The organism is Streptomyces sp. NPDC049577 (assembly GCF_040675635.1).
Lineage (GTDB): Bacteria > Actinomycetota > Actinomycetes > Streptomycetales > Streptomycetaceae > Streptomyces.
In genome coordinates this window covers 1-5,765 of sequence record NZ_JBFAPH010000380.1, presented here as the reverse complement: position 1 = coordinate 5,765, position 5,765 = coordinate 1, and the positions used below count along the sequence as shown (strand labels likewise).

Annotated in this window: 6 protein-coding genes; 4 read left to right on the top strand and 2 right to left on the bottom strand. The window is 73.3% G+C overall.

Features of this window, described 5'->3' with window-relative positions:
* The 3 genes from AB0K09_RS28900 to AB0K09_RS28890 form a co-directional block, all read left to right on the top strand.
* Window positions 1-1,017, top strand: a 1,017-nt coding sequence (locus AB0K09_RS28900; protein ID WP_366068363.1) for an AIM24 family protein, incomplete at its 5' end; no start/stop codon positions are given.
* Between the two features lie 11 nt (window positions 1,018-1,028).
* Window positions 1,029-1,712 carry an AIM24 family protein gene (locus tag AB0K09_RS28895; protein ID WP_366068362.1) on the top strand — a complete coding sequence of 228 codons (684 nt, stop codon included), beginning with the start codon at window positions 1,029-1,031 and terminating at the stop codon, window positions 1,710-1,712.
* Between the two features lie 16 nt (window positions 1,713-1,728).
* Complete coding sequence (locus AB0K09_RS28890) at window positions 1,729-2,487, top strand: AIM24 family protein (protein ID WP_366068361.1); 759 nt, start codon at window positions 1,729-1,731, stop codon at window positions 2,485-2,487.
* Window positions 2,488-2,554: 67 nt separating this feature from the next.
* On the opposite strand, the gene AB0K09_RS28885 is transcribed toward AB0K09_RS28890, so the two are convergent.
* On the bottom strand, window positions 2,555-3,088 hold the full coding sequence (locus AB0K09_RS28885; RefSeq protein ID WP_366068360.1) for an NUDIX hydrolase: 534 nt from the start codon (window positions 3,086-3,088) through the stop codon (window positions 2,555-2,557).
* Window positions 3,085-4,557, bottom strand: a complete 1,473-nt coding sequence (locus AB0K09_RS28880; protein ID WP_366068359.1) for a zinc-dependent metalloprotease — start codon at window positions 4,555-4,557, stop codon at window positions 3,085-3,087. The genes AB0K09_RS28885 and AB0K09_RS28880 overlap by 4 nt, the downstream gene beginning before the upstream one ends.
* 203 nt (window positions 4,558-4,760) lie before the next feature.
* Here AB0K09_RS28880 and AB0K09_RS28875 point away from each other — a divergent pair.
* A partial coding sequence (locus AB0K09_RS28875) for an SDR family oxidoreductase (protein WP_366068358.1) occupies window positions 4,761-5,765 on the top strand: 1,005 nt, incomplete at its 3' end.

The following is a 5,765-nucleotide window of genomic DNA, read 5'->3' as shown; positions in this document are numbered from 1 at the left end:
GATCTGCCCGGCAGCACCCCGCCCCCGGCATCCCCGCCCCCGGCGTCCGCGCCCCAGGTGCACGCCGCACCCACCCTCGCCGCGCCGATCGCGCCGCCCGGTTACTTCTCCGGCGGCCACACCCCGCCCGGTGGCGTGCTCCCGCACCCGCCGGGCCCGCCCGGCGTGCCGGGCCGGCACGGCCCGTACGGCCAGCAGCCGGCCGCACCCGCCCAGCCCCCCTTCCCCGCCCAGCAGGCACCGCAGGCACCGCAGCCCTACGGCCAGCCGGCTCACTCCGGGCAGCCCCACCCGGCCGCCCCGCCCGCCCCCTACGGTCACGCCGCCCCCGCCGCCCCGGCGCCCGGCACGGCCGCCCCCGGCGTGCGCGCGGGCTTCGAGAAGTACCGCGAGGCGCCCAACGGACAGCGCTGGACGCAGCAGAACGCCAAGCTCATCCGCGTCGACCTCGGCGCCGACCCGCAGCCCGTGCTCGCCCGGCAGGGCAGCATGGTGCTCTACCAGGGAAAGGTCGATTTCGGCTACAAGGGCGCCGGCGTCATGGGCCGCCTCGTCGGCAACGCCACGGGGCAGGAGATGCAGCTGATGCGCTGCACCGGCCGCGGGCAGGTCTTCCTCGCCGAGAACTCCGCGCACCTGCACCCCATCCAGCTCGACGGCGACGCCATCTGCGTCTCCGCCGAGGCCGTGCTCGCCTTCGACGAGTCGCTCCACCACGAGGTCCGCCGCATCGAGGGCCACGGCATCCCCGGCGGGGCGCTGTTCACCATGCAGTTCCACGGCACCGGCACCGTCGTCGTCAAGACCCACGGCACCCCCGTCGTGCTGCCCGTCACCCCGACCACCTACGCCGACTGCAACGCCGTCGTCGCGTGGTCGGCCGGCGCCCAGGTGATCATCTCCAGCCAGGTGCGGCTGCGCCGCCAGGCCTACCCGGGCCACAGCGGAGAGACCGTGAACCTCCAGTTCCGCGGCGCTCCCGGCAACTTCATCGTCGTCCAGCCCTACGAGGTCTGAGGGAGCCCGTCATGGACCAGCAGCTGATCACGGGCCACGCCCCGACCCCGCCCGCCGCCCGCATGGAGAACCACGGCAGCAGCATGCTCAAGGTCGCCATGCAGAGCGGCCACGACCTGCTCGCCCGCACGGGCTCGATGGTCGCCTACGAGGGCTTCGTCCAGTACGAGCCCAACCCGCCGGCCGTCCGCCAGCTGGCCTCCCAGTGGATCACCGGTGAGGGCGTCCCGCTCATGAAGTGCAGCGGCGACGGTCTGCTCTACCTCGCCGACTACGGCGCCGACGTCGTCTGCCTGAACCTGGGCGGCGACTCCATCTCCGTCAACGGCACCAACCTCCTTGCCTTCGACGCCCACCTCCAGTGGGGCGTCGAGCGCGTCAAGGGCATGGCCAAGTTCGCCGGACAGGGCCTGTTCAACGTCGGCATCAGCGGCACCGGCTGGGTCGCGCTCACCTCGCGCGGCACCCCGATCGTCGTCGACTGCGGCGGCGGCGAGGACGAGACCTACGTCGACCCGGACGCGCTCGTCGCCTGGTCGACGAACCTGCGGATGAAGGGGAAGCGCAGCTTCACGGCTTCCTCGCTGATCGGCCGCGGCAGCGGCGAGGCGTACCAACTGGGCTTCTCCGGCCAGGGCTTCGTGGTCGTCCAGCCCAGCGAGGACAGCACCGACCGGCTCCGGGCCCGGGGCTGAGGGAGAGCGAACAGACATGCAGAGCCCGCTTTTCGGCTACACCGAGGCCCAGACGCAGGACCGCTACGCCCTGCAGAACCCCCACATGCTGCGCGTCGCCCTGACCGGCCACGACGACGTCCTCGCCCGCAAGGGCTCGATGGTGGCCTACCAGGGCATGATCGAGTTCGACGGTGAGTACCGGACGCACGGCCAGGCGTACGCGCAGGCGTACACCGGCGAGGGCCTGGACCTGATGCGCTGCTCCGGGCAGGGCACGGTCTACCTGGCCAATCTGGCGCAGCACGTCCATGTGGTCGACGTCGACCACGACGGGCTGACCGTGGACAGCGCGTACGTGCTGGCCCTGGACTCCGCCCTGCACTGGGAGCCGGTCGCGGTGGACAGCCAGTCCGCGATCTCCAGCACCGGCTCGTACAGCCTGCGGATCTCCGGCCGCGGCAAGGTCGCCCTGATGACCTCCGGCCAGCCCCTGATGCTCCAGGTGACGCCGGAGAAGTACGCCTACGCCGACGCGGACGCGGTCGTCGCCTGGTCGTCGTCGCTGCGCGTCCAGATGCAGGCCCAGACGTCGTCGTCGAGCGTCTGGCGGCGGCGCGGCAACACGGGCGAGGGCTGGGAGCTCAGCTTCGCCGGCAACGGTTACGTGCTCGTGCAGCCCAGCGAGATGCTGCCGCCGCAGGGCGCGCAGATCGGCCAGGGGCTGATGGCCCAGTACGGCCTGGGTGCGCAGGGCGCGCACGGACAGAACCAGGGCAACATCTGGACGAACTGAGACGTGCCCCCGGAGGGGCAGCGGTAAGGGGCGGTCGCCCGAGCGACCGCCCCTTACCCACGCGCTCTCAGCCCAGACGGGCCAGCGTGCCCTTCAGCAGCTCCGCGACGGAGCCGTCCGCGACCTCGGCGGCCTCCTCGTAGGAGAACCAGCGCAGGTCCAGCGACTCGTCGCTGATGGCCTCCACCACGTCCGCCGGGGCCAGCGCGGCGTACTGCACGTCCAGGTGCCAGTGGCAGGGGGAGGGGATCGGGTGCCGGTCCAGACGGACCGGGCCGCCCGGCAGCAGGGTCAGACCCGCGATGCCGGACTCCTCCGTGGCCTCCCGGAGCGCCGCCGCCGTGAGCGTGGCGTCCTGGGGCTCGCAGTGGCCGCCCATCTGCAGCCACATCCGCAGCTTGCGGTGCAGGGTGAGCAGCACCCGGCCGCCCGCGGGGTCGATCACCAGCGCGCTCGCCGTGAGATGCCCGGCGCCGCACGCCTTCCACATGCCGTCCGGGTGCTCGGCGAGGTGCCGCAGATACAGCTCGCGCAGCTCTTCCTGCTCGCCGCGTGCCTCGTACCCCTTGAGGACGAGGACGGCGTCCTCATGCAGGCTCACTCCGCGGCGCCCTTGCCGTCGCCCTCACCGGTCTCGCCCGGCTTGCCGGAGCCGCCCTTGTCCTCGCCCTGGTCCTCGGCCTTGTCTGTGGCCTTGTCCTCGCCCTTGTGCCCCTTGGCCGCCTCGCCGAGCATCCGGTCGAGCTCGGAGAAGTCCAGGTGCTCGCGGTGGACGAAGCCGTCCGGGTCGTCGAGGTCGGCGGCCGTCGGCAGCATGTCCGGGTGCTGCCAGAGGGCGTCACGGCCCTCCGCGCCGCGGGCGTCCGTGAGCGAGGCCCACAGCCGGGAGGCGTCCCGCAGCCGGCGCGGGCGCAGCTCCAGGCCGATCAGCGTCGCGAAGGTCTGCTCGGCGGGCCCGCCGGAGGCGCGGCGGCGGCGCAGCGTCTCGCGCAGGGCGTCCGCCGACGGCAGGTGCGGCGCGGCGGCGGCGTGCACCACGGCGTCCACCCAGCCCTCGACCAGGGCCAGGGCCGTCTCCAGACGGGCCAGGGCGGCCTTCTGCTCGGGGGTGTCCTCCGGCTGGAACATGCCCTGCTGGAGCGCCTCCTGGAGCTGCTCCGGATGCGTGGGGTCGAGCTGGCCGACCACGTCCTCCAGCTTGGCGGTGTCGACCTTGATGCCCCGGGCGTAGCCCTCGACGGCGCCGAAGAGGTGCGAGCGCAGCCACGGGACGTGCGCGAAGAGCCGCTGGTGGGCCGCCTCGCGCAGCGCCAGGTAGAGCCGGACCTGGTCCTCGGGGACGCCGAGGCCGGAGCCGAGCGCGGCGATGTTCGCCGGCAGCAGCGCGGCCTTCCCCGCCGGGCCGAGCGGCAGCCCGATGTCGGTCGAGCCGACGACCTCACCGGCCAGCACGCCCACGGCCTGCCCGATCTGGGTGCCGAACATGGCGCCGCCCATGCTGCGCATCATGCCGAGCAGCGGGCCCGCCATGGCCTGCATCTCCTCGGGCAGCACACCGCCCATGGCCGCCCCGACGCGCTCCGCGACCGGGTCCACCAGGTCCTTCCACACGGGCAGGGTCGCCTCGACCCACTCCGCGCGGCTCCAGGCGACCGCCGTGCTCGAACCGGACGGCAGCGACGTCACGCCGTCGAGCCACAGGTCCGCCAGGCGCACGGCCTCCTGGACCGCGGCCCGCTCGCCCGCCGTGACGCTGGCGTCCTTGGTGCCGTCCGCGGTGCCCTGGGCGACGGTCTTGCGGGCGATGTCCTTGGCCATGTCCCAGTTCACCGGGCCGCCCTCGTAGGAGAGCATCTGCCCGAGCTGCTGGAAGGCGGCACCCAGGTCGCCCGGGTTCAGCGAACCGAACATCGCGGCGAACGGGTTCTCCGCGCCGTCGCCGGCCCCGCCGAACCCGAAGGGATTGGCCGGACCCCGGTCGCCACCCTGACCACCGCCCTTCTTCTTGCCGTCGTCGCCGTCTCCCGGCTCCTCCGGCGGAAGACCGAATCCGAATGGGGTGTCACTCACGGGTTTCCTCGGCTCGTAGGGCCGCCGGCGTCCGGCCGGCGGCGAATGCCCGACAACACCACCCAGCGTAGACACCTCGCCGGTATCGGGGCTTGGTGCCCGGCGGCCCGGGGCCTGCGGCAGGATGGACGTCACCTGGTACGTACGCGTCATGACACAGGTGATGGCACATACGTACTGAAGACAACCGCTGGAGACGCCCGGTGAGTTCCCCCGACCGAGAAGTTCGCGCAGCGCGAAACGGTTCCGCGCGAGAGATCACGAGCCCGCACGGCCGACGGCCCGTCGTCGCGGTGACCGGTGCCGCACGCGGCGTCGGCGCGCTGCTCACGCGGCGGCTCGCCGCGTCCGAGGAGATCAAGCACGTCATCGCCATCGACGAGCGCCGCGGCGACGTGACCGAGGCGCAGTGGCACGTGCTGGACGTGCGGGACCCGGTGATCGCGGAGAAGCTGCGGGGCGCCGACGTCGTCGTCCACCTCGCCCTCGACCTCGACCTGGAGACCGACGCCGCCGCCCGCACCGCCTACAACGTGCGCGGCACCCAGACCGTGCTGACGGCCGCCGCGGCCGCCGGCGTGCACCGGGTGGTGCTGTGCACCTCGGCGATGGTCTACGGGGCGCGGCCGGACAACGACGTGCCGCTCGCCGAGGACGCGGAGCTGCGTGCCACCGCGGAGGCCACCGGGGTCGGCGACCTGCTGGAGATAGAGCGGCTGGCCAGGCGCGCGCCCAAGGCGCACCCCGGCCTGAACGTGACCGTGCTGCGGCCCGCCGTCCTCGTGGGCGGCACCGACACGGCCCTGACCCGCTATTTCGAGTCGCCCCGCCTGCTGGTGGTGGCGGGATCCCGGCCCACCTGGCAGTTCTGCCACGTGGACGACCTGGTGAGTGCCCTGGAGTTCGCCGCCCTGGAGAAGGCCGAGGGCGAGCTGGCCGTGGGCTGTGACGGCTGGCTGGAGCAGGAGGAGATCGAGGAGCTCAGCGGCATCCGGCGCATGGAGCTGCCCTCCGCCGTGGCGCTCGGCGCCGCCTCCCGGCTGCACCGGCTGGGGCTGACGCCGTCGCCGGCCGGCGACCTCGAGTACACGATGCACCCGTGGGTGGTCAGCGGACACCGGCTGCACGACGCCGGCTGGCGGCCCCGGTGGACGAACGAGGAGGTCCTCGCCGAGCTGCTGGAGGAGGTGGCCGGCCGGCACACGGTC

What these genes read in the sequence shown, in the direction of transcription:
- AB0K09_RS28895 (WP_366068362.1), top strand. Translation starts at nt 1,029, where the DNA reads ATGGACCAGCAGCTGATCACGGGCCACGCCCCGACCCCGCCCGCCGCC.
- AB0K09_RS28890 (WP_366068361.1), top strand. Translation starts at nt 1,729, where the DNA reads ATGCAGAGCCCGCTTTTCGGCTACACCGAGGCCCAGACGCAGGACCGC.